Annotated in this window: 7 protein-coding genes; 5 read left to right on the plus strand and 2 right to left on the minus strand. The window is 70.7% G+C overall.

Going from position 1 to position 20,274, the window contains the following annotated elements; translation table 11 throughout:
* Positions 1 to 90 precede the first annotated feature (90 nt).
* Positions 91 to 13,740, plus strand: a complete 13,650-nt coding sequence (locus AC1EJR_RS20450) for a filamentous haemagglutinin family protein (RefSeq protein WP_477147478.1) — start codon at positions 91 to 93, stop codon at positions 13,738 to 13,740.
* Positions 13,741 to 13,770: 30 nt separating this feature from the next.
* Here the strand turns inward: AC1EJR_RS20450 and AC1EJR_RS20455 are convergent, their stop codons facing one another.
* Complete coding sequence (locus AC1EJR_RS20455) at positions 13,771 to 14,805, minus strand: Bug family tripartite tricarboxylate transporter substrate binding protein (RefSeq protein WP_092295215.1); 1,035 nt, start codon at positions 14,803 to 14,805, stop codon at positions 13,771 to 13,773.
* Positions 14,806 to 15,077: 272 nt separating this feature from the next.
* Between AC1EJR_RS20455 and AC1EJR_RS20460 the strand changes: the two genes are divergently transcribed.
* From AC1EJR_RS20460 to AC1EJR_RS20470, 3 genes are read left to right on the plus strand one after another with little or no spacing between them, the layout of a single operon-like run.
* Positions 15,078 to 16,250, plus strand: a complete 1,173-nt coding sequence (locus AC1EJR_RS20460) for an acyl-CoA dehydrogenase family protein (protein WP_441592501.1) — start codon at positions 15,078 to 15,080, stop codon at positions 16,248 to 16,250.
* Positions 16,247 to 17,302: an acyl-CoA dehydrogenase family protein gene (locus tag AC1EJR_RS20465; protein WP_092295210.1), complete on the plus strand. Its 1,056-nt coding sequence runs from the start codon at positions 16,247 to 16,249 to the stop codon at positions 17,300 to 17,302. The genes AC1EJR_RS20460 and AC1EJR_RS20465 overlap by 4 nt, the downstream gene beginning before the upstream one ends.
* A gap of 27 nt (positions 17,303 to 17,329) precedes the next feature.
* Entirely contained in the window at positions 17,330 to 18,310 is a 981-nt protein-coding gene (locus AC1EJR_RS20470; protein WP_477105595.1) for a Bug family tripartite tricarboxylate transporter substrate binding protein, read from the plus strand.
* 38 nt (positions 18,311 to 18,348) lie between these two features.
* Here the strand turns inward: AC1EJR_RS20470 and AC1EJR_RS20475 are convergent, their stop codons facing one another.
* The gene (locus AC1EJR_RS20475) at positions 18,349 to 19,338 is read right to left on the minus strand and encodes a LysR family transcriptional regulator (RefSeq protein ID WP_441592503.1); all 990 of its coding nucleotides are present in this window, start codon (positions 19,336 to 19,338) and stop codon (positions 18,349 to 18,351) included.
* Between the two features lie 143 nt (positions 19,339 to 19,481).
* Between AC1EJR_RS20475 and AC1EJR_RS20480 the strand changes: the two genes are divergently transcribed.
* A complete protein-coding gene (locus AC1EJR_RS20480; protein WP_092295200.1) occupies positions 19,482 to 20,273 on the plus strand; it encodes an enoyl-CoA hydratase/isomerase family protein in 792 nt (263 codons plus the stop codon).
* Position 20,274 lies beyond the last annotated feature (1 nt).

Consider the following 20,274-nt stretch of genomic DNA (forward strand, 5'->3'; position numbering starts at 1 on the left):
CGCCACGCCACGCAGATTGCGAGAGGCGGCCCGCCAACGTTGCTTGACGGGATTGAGATCACCATGCAGATGCGCGCTCACAGCGGGAACATGCCTTCGCCACAACACGGCGGCGGCTTCCGGCTTCCGAATCCACGCCGCCGGCCGCTGGCCCATGCGATAGCGCTGCTGGTGGCAGCGGGMGGCATGCTCGATGGCGCGCACGCCCAGCAGGCCTTCAGCCGCGACTGGATGGCGCAGAAGAACATGATGCAGGGCACGGCGGCCGCCACCGGCCGGCTGCCCAACGGCATGCCGGCCTCCGCGCTGACCAACCCGTCCGCGCAGCAACAGCAGGCCAACCAGCAGCTTCAGCGTTCGATCCAGAACCTCGCCACCACCGCGCAGGCCATCGCCGCCATGCAGGCCGCGCAGGCTGCGGCGCGCAACGCCGCCGCGCAGGACCCGTCCGTCCCCGACGGGCTGGCCGAGGGCGGCCTCAAGGTCGATACCAACAGCCTGACGGCGGGCTGGCAGAACGCCCGGCCGCTGGACAAGGCCACCGGGCAGAAGGTTGTCGATGGCCGGACCGTGGTCTCCATCGAGCAGACCGGCGACCGCGCCATCCTGAACTGGGAAACCTTCAACGTGGGCCGCAACACCACGGTGGAGTTCCACCAGCAGGCCGACTGGGCGGTGCTCAACCGCGTGAACGATCCGCAGGCGCGGCCCAGCCAGATCCAAGGGCAGATCAAGGCCGATGGCACGGTGATGATCGTCAACCGCAACGGCATCGTCTTCAAGGGCACCAGCCAGGTCGACACGCGCAACCTCGTGGCCGCCGCCGCCGGCATGACCGATTCGCAGTTCCAGAAGGGGCTGTTCAGCGAGGCCAAGGGCAGCGGCTACGTGCCCACCTTCGCCAATGACCTGGTCTCGACGGCGACCGCTACCTCTTTCGGCAACGCCACCGGCGACGTGGTGGTGGAAGCGGGCGCCCGCATCGCCACGCGCACGCCGCAGAGCGTGACCGAGGGCGGCGGCTATGTGCTGCTGGCCGGCCGCGAGGCGCACAACCGGGGCACCATCGTCACGCCGAACGGCCAGACTACGCTGGCCGCCGGCGACAGCTTTGTGATTCGCCGGGGCATGGGCACCGACGCGAACAAGACGTCCACCACGCGCGGCAATGAGGTGGATGTGCTGCGCAACCCGGGCAGCACGGCCGGGCTGGTCACCAACGCCGGCCTGATCCAGGCCGCCACCGGCGACATCACGCTCAAGGGCCATACGGTCGAGCAGCGCGGCGTGCTGCTCTCCAGCAGCTCCGTCACCACGCGCGGCACGGTGCACCTGCGCGCCGAGGGCGATGACAAGAGCCGCGTGACGCTGGCCCCGGGGAGCGTCACCGCCATCCTGCTGGCCGACAGCAACGAGACCGCGCTCGACGTGCAGCGCGACGCGCTGATCAAGGATTCCGCCACCGCCAGCGAGGGCGGCTACAACCGGCGCGACCAGTCGCTGGTGCAGATCGCCTCGGGCGGGGACGTGCTGTTCGACGCCGATTCGCTGGCGCTGGCCACCGGCGGACAGATCCAGGTCAATGCCGCGCGACGCACGCTGCTGGCCGATCGCGCCGTGCTGGATGTGTCGGGCGCGGTGGGCGTGCGCGTGGCGATGGAGTCCAACAACGTCGAGATCAACGTCCAGGGCAACGAGCAGCGCGACGCCCCGAATAACCGCGATTCCGGCAAGCTGAACAACACCACCATGTGGGTGGACCGGCGCTACCTCGTGCGCGTGCCGGCCGGCACCAACGGCGCCACCACGGACCGCTGGTACACCGGCGGCGGCCTGCTGGAAGTMAGCGGCTACCTGAACACGAGCGGCCACGGCATCGGCGAATGGGCCGCGCTGGGCGGCACCGTGCTGTTCGAAGGCGGCGAGCTGGTCTCGCGGGCGGGCTCGACCATCAATGTGGCGGGCGGCTCGCTGGACGTGCAGACCGGCAAGATCAAGCAGACCTGGCTGCGCGGCAGCGACGGCCAGCTCTACAACCTCGCCACCGCGCCCGGCGACATGACCTACGAGGGCGTGTATCGCGGCTTTGAGGCCGCGCACAAGCGCTGGGGCGCCAAGGCCACCGAGCAGTTCTACAACCCGTTGATCGCGCCGCGCGAGCGGCTGGAGAACGGCTACACCGTGGGCCGCGATGCCGGCCGCGTGGTGGTGTCCACCGCCTCGGCTGTGATGGAGGGCGATATCGACGCCACCGTCTATCAGGGCCCGCGCCAGGGCCAGGCGCGCGACGCCGGGCTGGACGGCTACCAGCAGTCCCAGATTGCCGCGCCGCGGCGCGGACAGCTGGTGATCGGCAAGTTGACGCCGCTGTTCGACCCCGCCACCAACACGATCCGGGAAATCCCGACGGCGGTGGCCGGGCAGGTCGACATTGGCGCGGTGCAGGGCATCGCGCAGGGTATCGCGCTCGAAGACGCGCTGCCGGCGGACCAGAGCGGCGGCCATATCCGTCTCGACGCGGGCTGGCTCAACGGGCTGGAACTCGGCGGTTTCACGGTCTTCGCCAAGGATGGCATTGCCGTGGATGCGCCGCTGGCCGTGGCGACGGGCGGCGCGCTGGGGCTGCATGCCACCACGGTGGACATCGGCGCGGACCTTACCGCGCGTGGCGGCACCATCGCGCTCGGGGACATCGTCAGCCGGGGCAGCCCGGGCAACTGGATCGACCGGCCCGTCACCGACGCGCCCACCGGCACGGCAACCGTGACCGTGGCGCCCGGCGTCACCCTCGATGCGCGCGGCCTGTGGACCAATCTCAAGCAGGACCCGGGCAACATCGACGGCCTGCCCTATGTGAACGGCGGCTCGGTCACGGTCAGCAGCTCGGGCGACGTCACGCTCGGCGCGGGCAGCCTGATCGACGTGTCGTCCGGTGCGGCGCTGATGGCGGACGGCTCGCTGCGCGGCGGGCGCGGCGGCAATATCACGCTCCGCTCGAACCAGTATGACGTGGCCGGCACCGGCTCGGGCACGCTGCGCATGGATGGCGATCTGCGCGGCTACGGGGTGAACGGCGGCGGTACGCTGACCATCGACTCGGGGCTGGGCGTCGCCATCGGCGGCGGCCTGCTGGCCGAATCCGGCGTGCTGCGCGCCGGGGAATCGGTGCCGGTGCACCTGACGCTGGACCAGCCGTTCACGATCAAGGCGGGCACGGTGCTGCCGGTGGATTACACGTTCACGTCCGACACCGCTGCGCCGGGCCAGGTGTCGCCGGGCACCATCGCCATCGCGCCGAGCCGGCCGCTCACGCTCACCCAGGGGTGGGTGGTGCCGCCGGGCGTCGGCTTCAACCAGTTCGTTGTGTACGACACGAACGGCGCCTGGTACGCGAGCGGCACCACGGTGCCTGCTGGGACCGTGCTGGTGCGCACGCAGGGCGAAATGGGCGCCGGTTACGTGGTGCCGGGCAACGTGTTCCCGAACGGCATGCCGGTGGCGATGTACAGCACCACGGTCAAGGCGGGCACGGCGTTCCAGACCGACCATGCGATGGCCGCCGGAGACCGCCTGCCGGCTGGCGCGGTGCTTTCCACCGACGTAGCGGTMAAGCCGCTGCTGGTGCTGGATACCGACCTGTTCCAGACCGGCTTTTCGAAGTACGACGTATCGGGCCAGCAGGGCTCGCAGATCGCCAACGGCGCCACCGTCGACGTCATCATGCCGGTGCTGCGCCACGACACCACGGCGGCGCACAGGGTGCCCACCGGCGCGGACCCCTCGCAGGCGCTGGAGCGCTGGCTGCCGCCGCTGTGGGAGGAAGATCCGGTCCATGGCGTGCTGACGCAGCGGCGCGGCGCCGACCTCGTGCTGGGTGGCGGCAACGTCTACGGCCAGGCGCCGGTGACGGTGGGGCAGGGCGCCACGGTCACGGTCGATCCGGGCCACGCGCTGACGCTGCAGGGCAACGGCCAGATCACCATCGACGGTACGCTGAACGCCTGGGGCGGCAGCGTCGCCGTGTTGCAGACCGCGCTGGGCGTGGGCAATGCGGCGTCGCCGAGCGGCACGCCCGATGGCCGCTCGATCTGGATCGGCGGCGATGCCGTGATCGACGTGGCAGGCCGTGCGGTCACCGCGCGTGACGTGCAGGGCCGGGCCTATGGCGAGGTCGCCAACGGCGGCACCATCGAGATCGGCGCGCGCCACGTGGACGGCGCACGGGAGGTCGATGCGGCCGATGCCTTCGTGGTGGTGCGGCCCGGTGCGCGGCTGGACGCCTCCGGGGCGTCGGCAGTGGTGGACGTAGCCGGCGTCGGCCCGATCAACGTGGCCAGCAACGGCGGGGTGATCGCGCTCAGCTCGATGCGCGGCCTGTTCGTGGATGGCGACCTGCGCGCGGCAGCCGGTGGCGCGGGCGCGGCCGGCGGCACGCTGGCGATCAACCTGGAGACGCCGTCCTACCTCGGCGTGGACCGCAACACCCTGAAGGGCGCGGCCGTGGACGACGCGGTGCGTGTGCCGCGTGAACTGGTGGTGGCGCAGGTGCAGGGCGATAGCGGCCTCTCCGACGCGCTGCGCCCCGGCATGCGCGATGCCGCGCTGCGCTACGGCACCGCCCGTATCGGCGTGGACCGTGTGGCGGCCGGTGGCTTCGACAACCTGGCGCTGCTCGCCAACGGCCTGATCAGCTTCGATGGCGACGTGAACCTGGCCATGGGCCAGAGCCTGAGCCTGACCGCCAGCGCCATCGGCCTGGCCGAACAGGCTGCGGCCGGCACGCGTGTCAGCCTGGCGGCGCCCTATATGCGCCTCGCTGGCACCACGCGCAGCCAGGGCGAAAACGGCATCATGCCGAACCCGGTGCGCGGCTCCAAGAATTCCGGCGCGGCGGGCGGCACGCTCGGTGTGCCGCTGGTGGCGGACGGCACCAGCTTCCTGGCCGATGCGCAGTTCCTCGACATCGTGGGCGAGTTGAGCGTTGGCGCGCGCGGCGAGATCATCCAGAACGCCGTCGATCCGCTCAAGGTGGAGCGCGATGCCTTCGACCAGATGACGCTGCGCAGCGCCTCGGACATCCGCATGTCCGGCGCCGCGCTGCTGTACCAGCCGGGCGACCTGACGCTGGCCGCCTCGCAGATCTACCCGGCCATGCAGGACAGCGGCAGGGTCCTGGTCGGGCAGATCGACGGTGTCAACCAGTGGGGCAGCCCCATCCGCACCTTCGACCCGACCCGCGTGCTGAACATCGAGCGGGTGGGCGACGCACTCCCCGCCACGCCGTACTCGGTCTTCGGCACCCTGAGTCTCTCCGGCCCCACGGTCAACCAGGGCGGCGTCGTGCGGGCCCCGCTCGGCTCGGTCTCGATCGGGACCAGCGGCAATGGCACGGAAACCGGCGTCGTCAACGTGCTGCCGGGCAGCGTGACCTCGGTCAGCGCGAACGGGCTGGTGATGCCCTACGGCGGCACGCTGGACGGCCTGAGCTATATGCACAATGGCACGGACGTGGTGTACCCCGGCGTGGGCGCGGGGCCGACCATCAACCTGACCGGCCACGCCATCGATGTGCAGCCGGGCGCGCTGCTGGACATGACCGGCGGCGGCGAGCTGACCGGCGCGGCCTTCCTGGCCGGGCGCGGCGGCTCCACTGACGCGCGGATGAATCCGCTGGTGCAGGTGTCGCCGAAGGGCGGCTTCACGCTGCCGGGCCTGGGCACCAATCCCATCTACGCCATCGTGCCGGGCGCGCAGGCCGGCTATGCGCCGATCGTGGCCGAGCACGGCGCCAGCGACCCGGCCATCGGCCGCCAGATCACCATCGGCGCGGGCGTGCCGGGGCTGCCTGCCGGCACCTACACGCTGCTGCCCTCGACCTTCGCGCTGCTACCGGGCGCGTTCCGCGTGGAACTCAACGGCGCCAGCCAGGCTGGGCTGGGGCAGGGACCGGCGCTGGCCATGCGCAATGGCTCGTACGCCACCTCCGCGCAGCTCGGCACGGCCAACACGACCCTCCGCGATGCGCTGCCKACGCAGGTCTTGCTGACCTCGGCCGACAGGCTGCGCCGGCTGTCGCAGTACAACGAGACGAGCTACGCCGAATTCGGGCTGGCGAACGCGGCGCTCAACGGCGTGCCACGGCCCATGCTCGAGCGCGACGCCAAGGGCCTTCAGCTCGAATTCATCGCCGATATCCAGGCCGGCAAGATCGGTGACGCGCCCGCGCTGCGCTTTGCCAACGGCACCACCGCCTACGGCACGCCGACGGGCGGCTATGGCGGCAGCGCGCTGGTCGTCAGCAACTCCGGCGACTACGAGATCCTGGCGGCCGGCGCGACGCCGAGGGCGCTGCCCGGCGGGGATCTGTTGAACCAGATCTCGCTGCACGCGGACGACCTCAATGCCATCGGCGCCAACCGCCTCGGCATCGGCGGCCTGCCCGCCGTGGTGCGCGCCACCACCGGCGCACCGCGCGACAACATCGCCACCTTCACCGGCAACGCCCGCAACATCGTGCTGCGCGAAGGCGCGGTGCTCAAGGCCGGCGAGGTGTTCCTCGTCACCGGCGCCAAGTCTGGCGGCATCGTCATCGAGCAGGGCGCGGGCATCAACACGCTCGGCCAGGGCAAGGCCGCGTGGGATTCCATGGACGGCTACGTCTACGATCCGGCCCGGCTGTCCGTGCTGGCGGTGTCCAACGGCTGGCTGGACCTGCTGCCGCCTGCCATCGGCAATGACCCGGCGCAGGGCCCGGGCCGCATCGACATTGGCGCCTGCGCGGCGGGCGCCGTCTGCAACGGCACCACGCAGCTCTATTCGGAAGGCACCATCGCGGCGGCCACCGACCAGACCTTCGAGCTGCGCGATACGGCGCGCTACGGCACGCGCAACCTGACGCTGGCCGTGGGCGGCATCAACGTGGGGAGCGAGGCGTCGCTGGCCGCCGTGGCCGCGCGCAATGCCCTGACCCCGGGGCTGACCCTCAACCAGGGCGTGCTGGACCGCCTGCTGCGCGGCGACACCAGCGCGGGCGCGCCGGCACTGGAGAATCTGGTGCTGACGGCGCGCGACGCGGTCAATTTCTACGATTCGATCGAACTGTCGACCATCGACCCCGCCACCGGCAAGTCCTCGCTGGAACGGCTGGTGCTGACCACCCCGGCCATCTACGGTCTGGGAGACGCCGACGCCCAGGCGCGCATCCGCACCGATACGCTGGTCTGGAACGGCACCAACACCGCGCCGGGGCAGGTAGCGGCCGGTGGCGCCGGCAACGGCAGCGGGCAGTTMATCGTCGATGCCCGCCAGATCGAATTCGGCTACGGCCCGGGCACCCGCCCGGACACCATCCACGATATGGACCGGCTGGTGCTGGGCTTCGGCGGCGTGGAGTTGAACGCCAGCGAACGCGTCACGGCCAACCAGACCGGCTCGCTCGCGGTCTACCAGACGCGCGGCGCCTGGGATGCAGCCACTAACGCCTACGCCTACAGCGGCGGCGACCTGACCATCCATACGCCGCTGCTGACCGGCGCGGCCGGCTCGGTCAACAAGATCCGTGCGGGCGGCGCTGTCAACGTGGCTGCTCCCGCCGGGGCCACCGCGCCCGCGCTGACGAATGCGGAGCTGATTGCCGCGCTGGGCGCGGAAGTCTCGCTCGCCGGACGCAGCGTGGCACTCGACACCACCGTGGCGCTGCCCAGCGGCAAGCTCACGGTGTCCGCCGAGGGCGATGTCGTGCTCGGCGATGGCGCCCGGCTGGACCTCGCCGGCCGCAAGGTCGATTTCTTCGACGTCAGCAAGTACAGCTGGGGCGGCGACGTGGTGCTGGAAAGCCAGTCCGGCAACATCCTGCAGACGGCTGGTTCGCGCATCGACCTCTCCGCGCTGGAGAACCGCGCCGGCAAGCTCACCGCCGTGGCGGTGGGGGCTGGCGCGGGTACGGTGGACCTGCGCGGTGCCATCGCCGGCGGCAGCACCGGCTACTACGATGCGGGCGGCACGTGGGTGCCGTACGCGGCCGGCGGCGCCGACATTCGCGGCCAGCACGTGGCCGACTTCACGGGCCTCAATCAGCGCCTGACGGCGGGCGGGGTCACCGGCAGCCGCAACTTCCAGATCAAGCAGGGCGACCTGACGGTGGGCGACGAACTGAAGGCGCGCGAGATCAGCGTCTCGGTGGATGGCGGCCGCCTCGTAGTGAACGGCACCGTGGACGCCAGCGGCGAGCAGGTCGGCAGCATCCGCCTGGCCGCGCGCGATGGCGTGACGATCGGCGGCGGCGCGCTGCTGGACGCCCATGGCCGCGTGCTGCGCGTGGACAGCTACGGGCAGGTGATCGAGGCGCCCAACCGCGCCGTGATCGACATCAACGCGGGGCAAGGCCGGCTGACGCTGGCGGACGGCGCGCGCATGGACGTGCGCGCCGGCACCGACGGCACGCCGCTGTCGCTCGGCACGGTGGAGCTGAGCGCCCGCCGGCTGGGCGGCGCCACCGGCAACGACGTCGACATCGACGCATCAGGCAGCGTGCGCATCGACGGCGCGCGCGCGATCACCGTCAACGCGTTCCAGACCTACAACGACGCGCCGCTGGTCTCCGGCGGCACGGCCGATGGGCGCGACTACCAGTCCATCACCCAGGGTTACCTGGACCAGAAGCACGCGGAGAGCCTGACCTTCATGGGCAACGCGCTGGCCAACGGCGACCTGATGACCCGCAGGCTGGCCGGCCTGCGCACCTACGCGGACGCGTTCCACCTGCGCCCGGGCGTGGAGATCGTCTCGATCACGCCCGATGGCGACCTGCATATCGACGGGGATATCGACCTGTCCGGCTACCGCTACGCGAGCGTCAACCCGCATACGCAGCAGACCGGCGTGCGCGGCTCCGGCGAGGCGGGCGCGCTGGTGATGCGTGCCGGCGGGGACTTCAAGATCTTTGGCAGCGTGTCCGATGGCTTCGACGGCGCCGCGCTGCCCGTCACGCCGGACGACAACGGCTGGATGCTGGTCAAGGGCCGCGTGCCCTGGGGCGGCGACGTGGTGGTGCCGACCGACGGCAAGGTCACGCTGGCCGATGGCACCTTCTTCCAGCCGGGCCGCGCGCTCAACTACGCCTTGCCGATCCAGGCCATGAGCCTGCGCGCCGGCACCGAGCTGCCCACGCGCGCCACGCTGACAGCGGACCTCGTGCTGCCGGCCGGCACCGTGCTGGGCGGCGCCATCCGCGACGGCGCGGGCAATGTGGTGCATCCGGCCGGCACGGTACTGTCTGCCGCGCTCACGCTGACCACCGGCATGCAGCTCGACGCGGGCAACCGCCTGCCGGGCGCCGCGCATGTGGCGGCCATGACGTGGCCGGCCGGCGTGCCGCTGCCGTTCCCCGATGGCGCCGTGGTGGACATGCCCACCTACGGCCCGGTCAACGGCGTGGTGCTGGCGGGTGACCTGATGCTGCGCAAGGGCGCCATGATCCCGGCCGAAACCGTGGTGAAGCTGCCCGGCGACGCCACCACCGTGCTGATGCGCGACGCGGATGCCAGCGGCAACCAGGGCCGCACCTGGGCGCTGGCGCCGATGCTGGAGCAGGGCTCGCAGGCGTGGTCGATGCGGCTGGTAGGCGGCGCCGACCTCACGGCGGCCGACACCCGCGCGCTGCAGCCGCGCAGCACGCGCGGGCAGCTCCTGCTGGCCGATACCCACTACGGGCTGGCCCAGCAGACCGTGCTCAAGCCGGGCACGGGCATCCCGGGCCAGTACATCTGGGGGCCGGAGGCCTGGATGTTCGGCGAAGTGCCGGGCACGCCGATCAACCTCGAGGCGTATGGCGGTGAGGAAGCAGTGGCGGGGCTCAACGACCTGGGCCTCGGCATCCTCGTCGAGAAGATCGCCGATGGCACGCCGCCGGTCTATGAGGACAAGATGATGCCGGGGCGCCAGCAAATGTTCAGCGTGCTGCGCACCGGCACCGGCGACCTCGACCTGCTGGCCGCGGCCGACTTCACCATGACCTCGCCGTTCGGCGTCTATACCGCCGGCACGCAGGCGGCCGGCGTGGGTGCGGCCTATAACCAGGCGCGCGCCAGGGGCGCGGACGGCACGCTGCTGGGCGCTAACGGCGCCTACCTCGAACCGTTTATCAACGGCGGCGCGCAGAGCACGTACCAGGCGTGGTATCCCGAGCACGGCGGCAACGTGCTGGTGCGCGCGCAGGGCGATGTGCGCGGCGACATCATCGGCACCAAGCCGGGCACCATCCGCAACGACGACGCGCTCGGCCAGATGCGCATCCACTTCGACACCTCGGCCGTGGGCGGCTGGCTGTGGCGCCAGGGCACCGGCAGCGCGGCAGCGCCCGGCGAGGGCGTGCCCACGGCGTGGTGGGTCAACTTCGGCAGCTATGTGGCGGCCAAGGACGACCAGTACGCGGTGCAGGGCACCCTGCCGTTCCTGGTGGGCTTCACCGGTATCGGCACGCTCGGCGGCGGCAATCTGGTGATGGAAGCCGGCGGCAACGCCGGCATGCTGGAATCGCGCATGGGCAATGGCGCGCCGGTGCTCTCGCGGAGCCAGGGTCTGGTGCTGGCCGTGGGCAGCACGGGCCGCGTCTCGGCCGATGGCAGCACGCTGACGCAGACCGGCGGGGGCGACCTCGACATCCGCATCGGCGGCGGCCTGAACCCGGTGGCGGAAGTCCGCAACCAGCCCGAGAGCAATGGCGAGATCACGCCGCTGACCCGCTTCTCGAATCCGCGCCTGGACCTGAACAGCACGTTCGTCAACCTGCGCGGCGCGCTGCGGCTGGAAGCCGGCGCCGTGGGCGGCATCGAGCTGCGCTACGACCGTGCCGATCCGATGGAGACGCGCGCCTACCAGCCCTATGTGGCCACCTCGTCCATCGCGGGCGGCGGGCCGGTGCTGGTGGTGGGCGATGCCGGCGTGCGCATCGAGTCGCGCGGGGACCTGGTCATCGGCGGCGTGGCGGATCCGGGCCGCGTGGCCCAGTTCCACAACGGCACGCCGTTCACGCTCGACGGCACCGCGCAGGATGGCGAGGGCTGGAGCTGGTTCTCGCTGTGGACGCCGTCCACCGCCATCGACCTGTTCAGCGCCGGCGGCAACCTGACGCCGTCCACGTCGTGGACGGACGACCGGGACCGCAGCAACCACAGCGCCACCGACGGCCGCTTCGTGATGCCGTCGATCCTGCGCGCGGCGGCGCCCAACGGCAGCCTGTACTACGGCAACGCGAGTTCCGGCCGGGTCAGCAACAACAGTCCGGAGCAGTCGCCGGTCGGCCTGATCCTGGCACCTTCGCCGGTGAGCCCGCATTTCGCGGTGACGGGCACCGGCGCGCTGGAGCTGCTGGCTGGCGATTCGATCTACGCCGCCGGCTACTCGGTGACCCAGTCCGGCGCCAATCCCACGCTGCTGCCGAGCCCGTTCAACCCCGGCTTCCTCGGCGTGGTCGGTACCGCGTGGTACGGCCAGCACGTGGTCGGCAATATCGACCCGCAGGGTCTGGCGCCCAGCGTGCTGTTCTCGAAGGGGGTGGAGAGCGAGCAGGCGTATCCGCTGTTCAGCCTCACGTCGCCCACCGCATCCGGCTATACCCGCGAGGGGCAGCCGCCCGCGCGCTTCTATGCGAACGCAGGCGATATCGTCGGCCTGCGCACCGGCGCCATCATCTACGTGGGCAGCCTGACGGGCACGGTAGGCACCCAGAGCCCCTTGTACGAGGGGGGCGGGCCGGTGGCGATCCGCGCGGGGCGCGATATCGTCAACGCCGGCACGCCGCTGGGCACCTTCGCGATGGCACCGGAAGACGCGCTGGGCTGGTTCGGCCAGTACTACAGCTCCGAGCCCGACGCGCCGCTGCGGCCCACCCGGAACACGATCGCCACCACGCGCGGGAACCTGATCGTGCATGGCAACGACGATGACATCTCGGTGATCTCGGCGGGCCGCGACATCCGGGGCGGCAGCTTCTATGTGGCGGGCCCCGGCCTGCTGGAAGTGACTGCCGGGCGCGATCTCTATCTGGCGGACAAGGGCGAACTGCGCAGCATCGGCGCGGTGGCCGGTTCGGCGCAGCACGACCGCTCGAACGGCGCGGCGATTGCCGTGGCCGCCGGTGTGGGCGCCAAGGGGCTCGACGGGCTGGGCTTCGACGCCTTCGCCGCGCGCTACCTGGATGCGGCCAATCAGGCCGACAGCGGGCGCCCGCTGGCCGACCAGCCGGGCAAGGCCGTGACCACCTACGGCGGCAAGCTGACGCTGGGTGACTGGCTGCGCGCCGAGTTCGGCTACACCGGCGACGAGGCCGGCGCCCCGGCCTTCCTGGCCGCCCGGCAGGCCGAGCTGGACCAGTCGCGCAAGGCGGCGCTGGCCGCCGGCACCGCGGCGCCCAGCCGCGACCTGCAGCGCGAATACGGACTGGCCGGCCAGCTACACCTGGTCAACTGGCTGACGGACCGCTTCGGCGGCAGCAACGGGCTGGGCGTGCATTTCGATGCCGCCACCATGGACGCGCGGCAGTTCCTCGCCGCGCTGCCGCCGGAACAGCAGCGCGCCTACCTGCGCAACGTGTATTACGCGGAACTCAAGGCCTCGGGCCGCGAGTTCAACGACGCCACCGGTCCGCGCGCGGGCAGCTACCTGCGTGGCCGCGAGGCCATCGCCACGCTGTTCCCGGGGCAGKCGGCGGACGCTCAGGGTGACTATCAGGGCGACCTGACGATGTTCAGCAGCGCGCGGTTCTACCAGAGCGGGCAGGACAACCTGGACGGKCGCTTCACCACGCGTCCCAAACCGGGCACGAAGTACCTGAGCAAGGCCGAGTGGCTGGCTGCGGGCAGCCCCGGCAGCGTGCCGTTCTACGACGTGCTCGATGCCGGCATCCACACCGACTTCGGCGGCGACATCAGCGTGTTCACGCCGGGTGGCCGGACGCTGGTCGGCGTGGACGGCGGATTCGTGCCGGGCGAGGGTTCCGGCGTGCTGACGCAGGGCGCGGGCGAGATCCAGATGTATGCCCGCGACAGTATCCTGCTAGGGCAGAGCCGCATCTTCACGACCTTCGGCGGCAATATCCTGGGCTGGTCGGCGCAGGGCGACATCAACGCGGGGCGCGGTTCCAAGTCCACCGTGGTCTACACGCCGCAGCGGCGTACCTATGACGATATCGGTCTGGTGGCGCTGTCACCGACCACGCCGAATACGGGCGCGGGTATCGCCACGCTGAACCCGATCCCGGAAGTACCGCCGGGCGATATCGACCTGATTGCGCCGCTCGGCACCATCGACGCGGGCGAGGCCGGTATCCGGGTCTCGGGCAACGTCAATCTGGCGGCGCTGCGGGTGGTCAATGCGGAGAACATCCAGGTGCAGGGCAAGGCGGCGGGCATGCCGGTGGTGGCGGCGATCAACGTGGGGGCGTTGAGCAACGCCAGCGCGGCGGCGTCGCAGGCGGCCAGCGCGGCGCAGGATGCCGTGCAGCGCGACCGCGCCGCGGCGCGCCAGGGCTTGCCGTCGGTGTTCACGGTGCGGGTGCTCGGCAACGGCAATGAGGGCGACGGCAGCGCCGGCGCCTACGCGCCGCGAGGACGCGAAGGCGCCAGCGCCACGCCGCCGAAGTACGATCCGCAAGGCGTGGTGCAGGTGCTGGGGCAGATGGATCTGGGCGAATCGCAGCTGCGCATGCTCACCGCCACGGAGCGCAAGAACCTGGAGCGCTAAAGGACCGTACAGCGGCCCTGACTGCGACCCTTACTGCAGGGGGATGCCAGCGCGGGAAGCCAGTTGCTTCCAGCGCTGGATTTCCTCCTGCTGGTACTGGCGCATCTCGGCCGGGCTGGACATGATGACCGTCGTGGACTGTCGCTTGTAGTAGTCCTTGAGTTCCGGTGTCTCTGCCGCCTGGTGGAACAGCGTGGCCCAGCGGCGCACCAGCTCCGGCGGCGTCTTGGCCGAGACCGCCGCAGCCACCCAGTTGTAGGCCAGGAACTGCGGAATGCCCGCCTCCTGCGCGTTCGGCACATCGGGCAGCAGGTGGGTGCGCTGCGGGGCTGTGTACGCCAGCGCGCGCAGCTTCCCACTCTTCACCAGCTCGATGGCGCCACTGGCGTCCACCACCGCGAAGTCCACGGTGCCGGAGAGCGTCACGTTGATCGCATCGCCCGCCCCCTTGTAGTTGATGCCGGTGGAGCGCATGCCGGTCATGTCATTGAGCCATTCCGAATACAGCGTGTACGACATCGACCCGCTCGCGTAGTTGAGCGCGCCGGGGCGCTTCTTGCCGTCCGCGACCAGCTCCTCGACGTTCTTGTACGGCGAGTTTGGCGGCACGATGATCAGGCACGGGCCACGCGTCAGCAGGCTGATCGGCGCGAAGTCGGTCAGCGGGTCATAGGGCAGCTTGCGGAACGTGGCGGCGTTGGTGGAGAGCGTGGAGTTGCTGCCGATGAAGACCGTGTAGCCATCGGCCGGCGCGTTGAGCGCGGTCTGCACGCCGATAAAGCCGTTGCCACCCGGCTTGTTCTCCACCGTGACCGGCTGGCCGGTGAGGTCGCCGATCTTCTTGGCGAAGATGCGCGCGCCAGTGTCCGTGCCGCTGCCCGGCGGAAACGGCACGATGAACTTCACGGGCCGGTTGGGGAAGCTGGCGGCATCGCCCTGCGCCAGGGCGGGGAGGGCAGCCAGCGGCGCTAGCCCGATGGCCGCCGCCAGGGTGGCCAGCGTGTGCAGCGTACGACGCCGGGTTTGGTGAGGGATGGCGCGAACCTTGTCCTGTCGGTGTCTCATGGTGGTCTCCTCCGCAACGGTGATCCGTCGTCGTTTGATGGAGGAAGAGCCTACTGGCTCGCGCCGCACCGAGGCAAGGCTCGGCGGGGCATATCCGTTATGCGCGGGCCGGTATGCGCCGCGCAGGCATAGGTCCGGCTACGGGAAAACCATGCCCCGGGCGCGCCGCACCTATCGCACGCATTTCGGATATGCCGTCCGTGCGATAGGTGCGGCGTCTGCGGCTTGCTAATCTCGTCGTCACTTTCGCGGGGCCCCCGGCAACGCGACACATGATAACGACAGGAGACAGCGTGGACACAGCCGCCAGGATAGTGATCCGCCCAGCCGAGCCCGATGGGCCGCTGGCACCATTGCGGGCCGAGGTGCGGGCATTTCTCGCCCGGGTCATGCCGGACCGGCCGCGCCCGTTGCGCGCCAAGAGCTGGAGCGGCTTCGATGCCGAGTTCAGCCTGGCGCTCGGCGCGCAGGGCTGGATCGGCATGACCTGGCCGCGCGAGTTCGGCGGCCAGGGGCGTTCGATGCTCGAACGCTACGTGGTCCTTGAGGAATTGCTCGCCGCCGGCGCGCCGGTCGGCGGCCACTGGGTGGCCGAGCGCCAGAGCGGACCGCTGCTGATGCGCTACGCCGATCCGGCCGTCGCCGCCGAGATCGTGCCGCGCATCACCCGTGGCGAGGTCTACTTCTGCATCGGCATGAGCGAGCCCGACTCGGGCTCCGACCTCGCCTCGATCCGCACCCGCGCCGACCGCGTGGAAGGCGGCTGGGTCATCAATGGCACCAAGCTCTGGACCTCCAACGCGCACCGCTCGCACTACATGATTGCGCTGGTGCGCACCGATCGCGGCGCCGACGAGAAGCACAAGGGCATGTCGCAGTTCCTCGTCGACATGAACTCGCCGGGCCTGCAGGTGCGGCCGATCCGCAGCCTCTCCGGCGAGGAGGGCTTCAACGAGGTGGTGTTTACCGATGTCTTCGTGCCGGACCGCATGCTGATCGGCAAGGAAGGCGACGGCTGGGCGCAGGTGACGGCCGAGCTGACGTTCGAGCGCAGCGGCCCCGAGCGCTACCTGAGCAGCTACGCGCTGCTGCCCCAGATGCTCGATCACGCCGACGCCGCCGACAGCCGCCAGGCCACGGAGCTGGGCCTGCTGGTGGCGGAACTGACCACCCTGCGGCAGATGTCGCGCGGCATTGCGGCCATGCTGAATCGCGGGGAGAACCCGCAGGTGGCCGCCGCCAACGTCAAGGACCTTGGCGCGCTGTTCGAACAGCGAATTCCCGAGGTGGCGCACCAGCTGTTCGGGGATGCCCTGCAGGGGAGCGCGTCGCCGTTCGCGGCCACGCACCGTTATCTGACACAGGTTGTGCCGTCCTTCTCGCTGCGCGGCGGCACCCGCGAAATCCTGCGCGGCATCATTGCCAAGGGACTGGGGGTCCGATGAACGAACTCGAACGCATGCTGGCGGACAGCGCCAGCCGTCTCTTTGCCGATGCCGTGACGCCGGCCCGGATCGACGCGATGGAACACGGCCTGTGGCCGGCCGAACTGTGGGACCAGGTGGAGGCCAGCGGCCTGACCCGCCTCTTCGTGCCGGAAGCGGACGAGGGCGCGCAGGCCAGCTGGACCGAGGGCCTGCCGGTGCTGCTGGCCGGCGCCAACGCCCCGGCGCCGTTCCTGGACACCGCAGTGGCAGGCTGGGTCCTGAACCAGCTTGGCGTGGCGATGCCGGGCGGCCCCATCGGCCTTGCCGATCTCGCCGCGCCCGTCAGCGCCTGTCTGCATGACGATGGATGGGCACTCGATGGCGCGGTAGCGGTGCCGTGGGGCCGCTACGTGGGCCATGTGCTGATCCGCGCGATMGATGCCGAGACCAAGGCGCCGCTCTGGCTGCTCGCCGCGACCGGCGCCGCTGCGGTGGAGACCGGCGTGAACCTCGCCAACGAACCGCGCGACCGGCTCACCTTCCAGCGCGTGCCGGACAGCGCGGCCGTGCGCGGCGATCCGGCGGGATGGCCAGCGGCGCCACAGGCACTCGGCGCGCTGACGCGGGCGATCGGCATCGCTGGCCTGCTGGAGCGCATCCTGAACCAGACCGTGCAGTACGCGAACGAGCGGACGCAGTTCGGCCGCCCGATCGGCAAGTTCCAGGCGGTGCAGCAGCAACTGGCCATCCTCGCCAACGAGACCGTGGCCGCGCGCATGGCCGTGGCGTCCGCCTGCGCGGCGGTCGATGCCGGCGACTGGACCCAGGCGGCGATGGTCGCCAAGGTGATCTGCGGGCAGTCCGCCGGCCGCGCGGCGGCCATCGCGCATCAGGTGCATGGGGCGATCGGCTTCACGCACGAGCATTCGCTGCACCAATCCACGCGGCGCGTGTGGGCCTGGCGTGCCGAGTGCGGCACCGAGGCGTACTGGGCGGCCGAGATTGGCCGGCGTGCGATTGCGCGCGGCGGCGATGCGCTGTGGGCGGACCTGACCGCCGCGGCGGCCTAGCCTTCAGACGACACACGGGGAGACACCATGACATGGCTGAAGACGATGCTGGCCGGGGTGGCCACCACGCTGCTCGTCTACGCGCCGACGGCGCAGGCGGGCGAGCGCGCGCAGGACTTCCCCTCGAAGCCCTTGCGGATCATCGTGCCGTTCACGCCCGGCAGCGGCTCGGACGCCTCGGCGCGCTTCTACGGCGAGGCGCTGGCGCGCGAACTCGGCCAGGCGGTCGTGGTGGAGAACCGGCCCGGGGCCAATGGCGTCATCGGCATCCAGGCGCTCAAGAGCGCGCCGGCGGACGGCTACACGATCCTGCTGGCCAGCAATTCGCCGATGTCGGTCAATCCCCTCGTCATCAAGCAGTTGCCCTATGACCCCGTCGCCGATCTGCGCCCGGTGGCGGGCCTGAGCCGCAATATGAATGTGTTCGTGGTGCCGCTGACGTCGCCGCTGAAGACCATGGGCGATCTGGCCGCCGCCGCGAAGAAGCAGGAGCGGCCGTTCAACGTGGGCACCTACTCCGCCGGCTACCAGCTCGCGGCGGTCTGGTTCGGCTCGCTCGCGGGCATCCGCTTCACCAATATCCCGTACAAGGGCCAGGCGCAGATCATGTCCGACATCCTCGGCAGCCAGCTTGACCTGGCGCTGGTCGATACCGGGGGCGCGCTGCCGCTGCTGAAGCAGGGCAAGCTGCGCGCGCTGGCGGTGTCCGGCGAGCGCCGGCATCCGGAGCTGCCGGACGTGCCCACGGTGCGCGAGAGCGGCTATCCGGACTACATCCAGTACAGCTGGGTGTCGTTCTACGTGCGCGCGCAGACGCCGGACGATATCGTCGGCCGGCTGGCCACGACGATGCAGGCCATCCTGAAGACGCCGGAGTCCGCCGCCTACGTCGCGCGTTCGGGGTCGAGCCTGATGCCCTACGACCCCGACGCGATGCGCAGCTTCCACCAGACCGAGATGGCGCGCTTCCGCCGGGTGGCGCAGGCGGCGGGCATCCGTCCGGAGTAGCCGCGATGGGGCGCAGCCGCCATGGACACCCCGGGACGTCAGTGCGCCAGCGGCGCGGCGGCCTGCGTCAGCAGCGTGCGCAGCACCGACACGAAGGGGTGCGTGTGGACGTTGTTGTGCCAGCACAGGTGCACCGGCACGGTCAGCAGCGGGTCCACCACTGGCGCGAAGCGCACGCCGGGATGGCGGCACAGCAGCGGGGCGAGGTAGCCGGGCACCATCGCGTACATGGCGGTGCCCGCCACGGCGTCCGGCACGGCCAGATAGCTGGTCAGCGTGCCGACGATGTTGCGCGTGGTGCCGTGGGCGCCGAAGTATCGGTCGATCAGTTTGGTCACGAGGCCGAACTGCGAGACATCGAGGCAGGGCAGCGGCGTCAGGTCGGCCGGCGTGGGATGGTCGCCGATCTGGCGATTGTCGGTGGCGCACAGGCAGCCGAACTGGGCGTTGAACAGCAGCTCCGCGCGCAGCGATTCGTGCTCCTCGGCCGGGTGGAAGGCCACCATGACGTCGATGGCGCCGCTGGACAGCGCGCTGACGCCGCTCGGCATCGGCACCGGCTGCATGCGCACGCGCGCACGCGGCGCGGTCTGACGCAGCGCCTCCAGGAAGCCGGGCGCGATCACGGCCTGCAGGGAGTCGTTGATGCCGATGGCGTAGGAGCCGGTTTCCAGCGCCGGATCGTAGTCGGCCGCCTGGGTGTAGATTTGCTCGATCTGGCGCAGCACGTTTTCGAGCAGCGGCTGCAGTTCCTGGGCGCGGCGCGTGGGCAGCATCTTCAGCGCGCTCTTGATCAGCAGCGGATCGCCGATTTCGTCGCGCAGTCGCTCCAGCATGCGGCTGGTGGACGGCTGGGTGCTGTCGAGCCGCTTGGCGGCCTCGCTCACGCTGTTGCTCTCCAGCAGTGCGGCAAGCACCACCAGCAGGTTGAGGTCCTTCTTGCGCAGGTCCGCGAGCGGCAGGCGTCGGCCGCCCGTGGTGTCGCCCGTGGTGTCGCCAGGTCCGGCGAGGCTGTCTCCTTGCTCCATCGATGTCCCTAGATTTTGTAAGTTGAGGCCGGGCATCGCCCCTGGCGGGGTGCGTCCGGTGGACCCCCGCAGTGTATATCGATCCAGACATAACCCACTATTCGTGCGCCTGATCGGCGCCATCCAACCGAAGGAGACACCCCATGCATACGAAACGTCCCGTGTCCGAGCTTTCCACCGACATGGTCCAGGTCGCCATGACAGGCCATGTGGCGCAGGTGACGCTGCGCCGTCCGCCGCACAATTATGTGGACGAGGCGTGTATGACGCAGTTGGCCGAAGCCTTCGCCGCGCTCGACGAGACGCCCGAATGCCGCGCCATCGTGCTGGCGGCGGAGGGCAAGGCGTTCTGCGCCGGCGCCAACTTCGGCGCGCAGGACAGCAGCGTGGCGCGCGACCCGAGCCCGTTCTACCGGCAGGCCATGCGCCTGTTCCGCACGGCCAAGCCGATCGTGGCCGCCGTGCATGGCCCGGCCGTTGGCGCCGGCGTGGGGCTGGCGCTGGTTGCGGATTTCCGCGTGACGAGCCGCGACGCGCGCTTCAGCGTGAATTTCAACCGGCTCGGCTTCCATCCGGGCTTCGGCCTCAGCGTGACGCTGCCGCGCCTGATCGGCGAGCAGCAGGCGGCACTGCTGTTCTACACGGGCCGGCGCATCGATGGCGCGCGTGCCGTGGAGATCGGGCTGGCCGACGTGCTGGCCGAGCCCGGCGATGAACTGGCGCAGGCCCACGCACTGGCGGCGGAGATCGCCATTTCCGCGCCGATGGCTGTGCGCAGCACCCGCGCCACGCTGCGGCAGGGGCTGGCGGACCGCATCGTCGAGGGCAACCGGCAGGAGCTGGCGGCGCAACTGAAGGAGTTCGCCAGCGAGGACTTCCGCGAGGGCGTGGCGGCGATGGCCGAGCGGCGCCTGCCGCAATTCCAGGGGCGCTGAG

The sequence above is a fragment of the Cupriavidus sp. 05T42 genome (assembly GCF_056396345.1).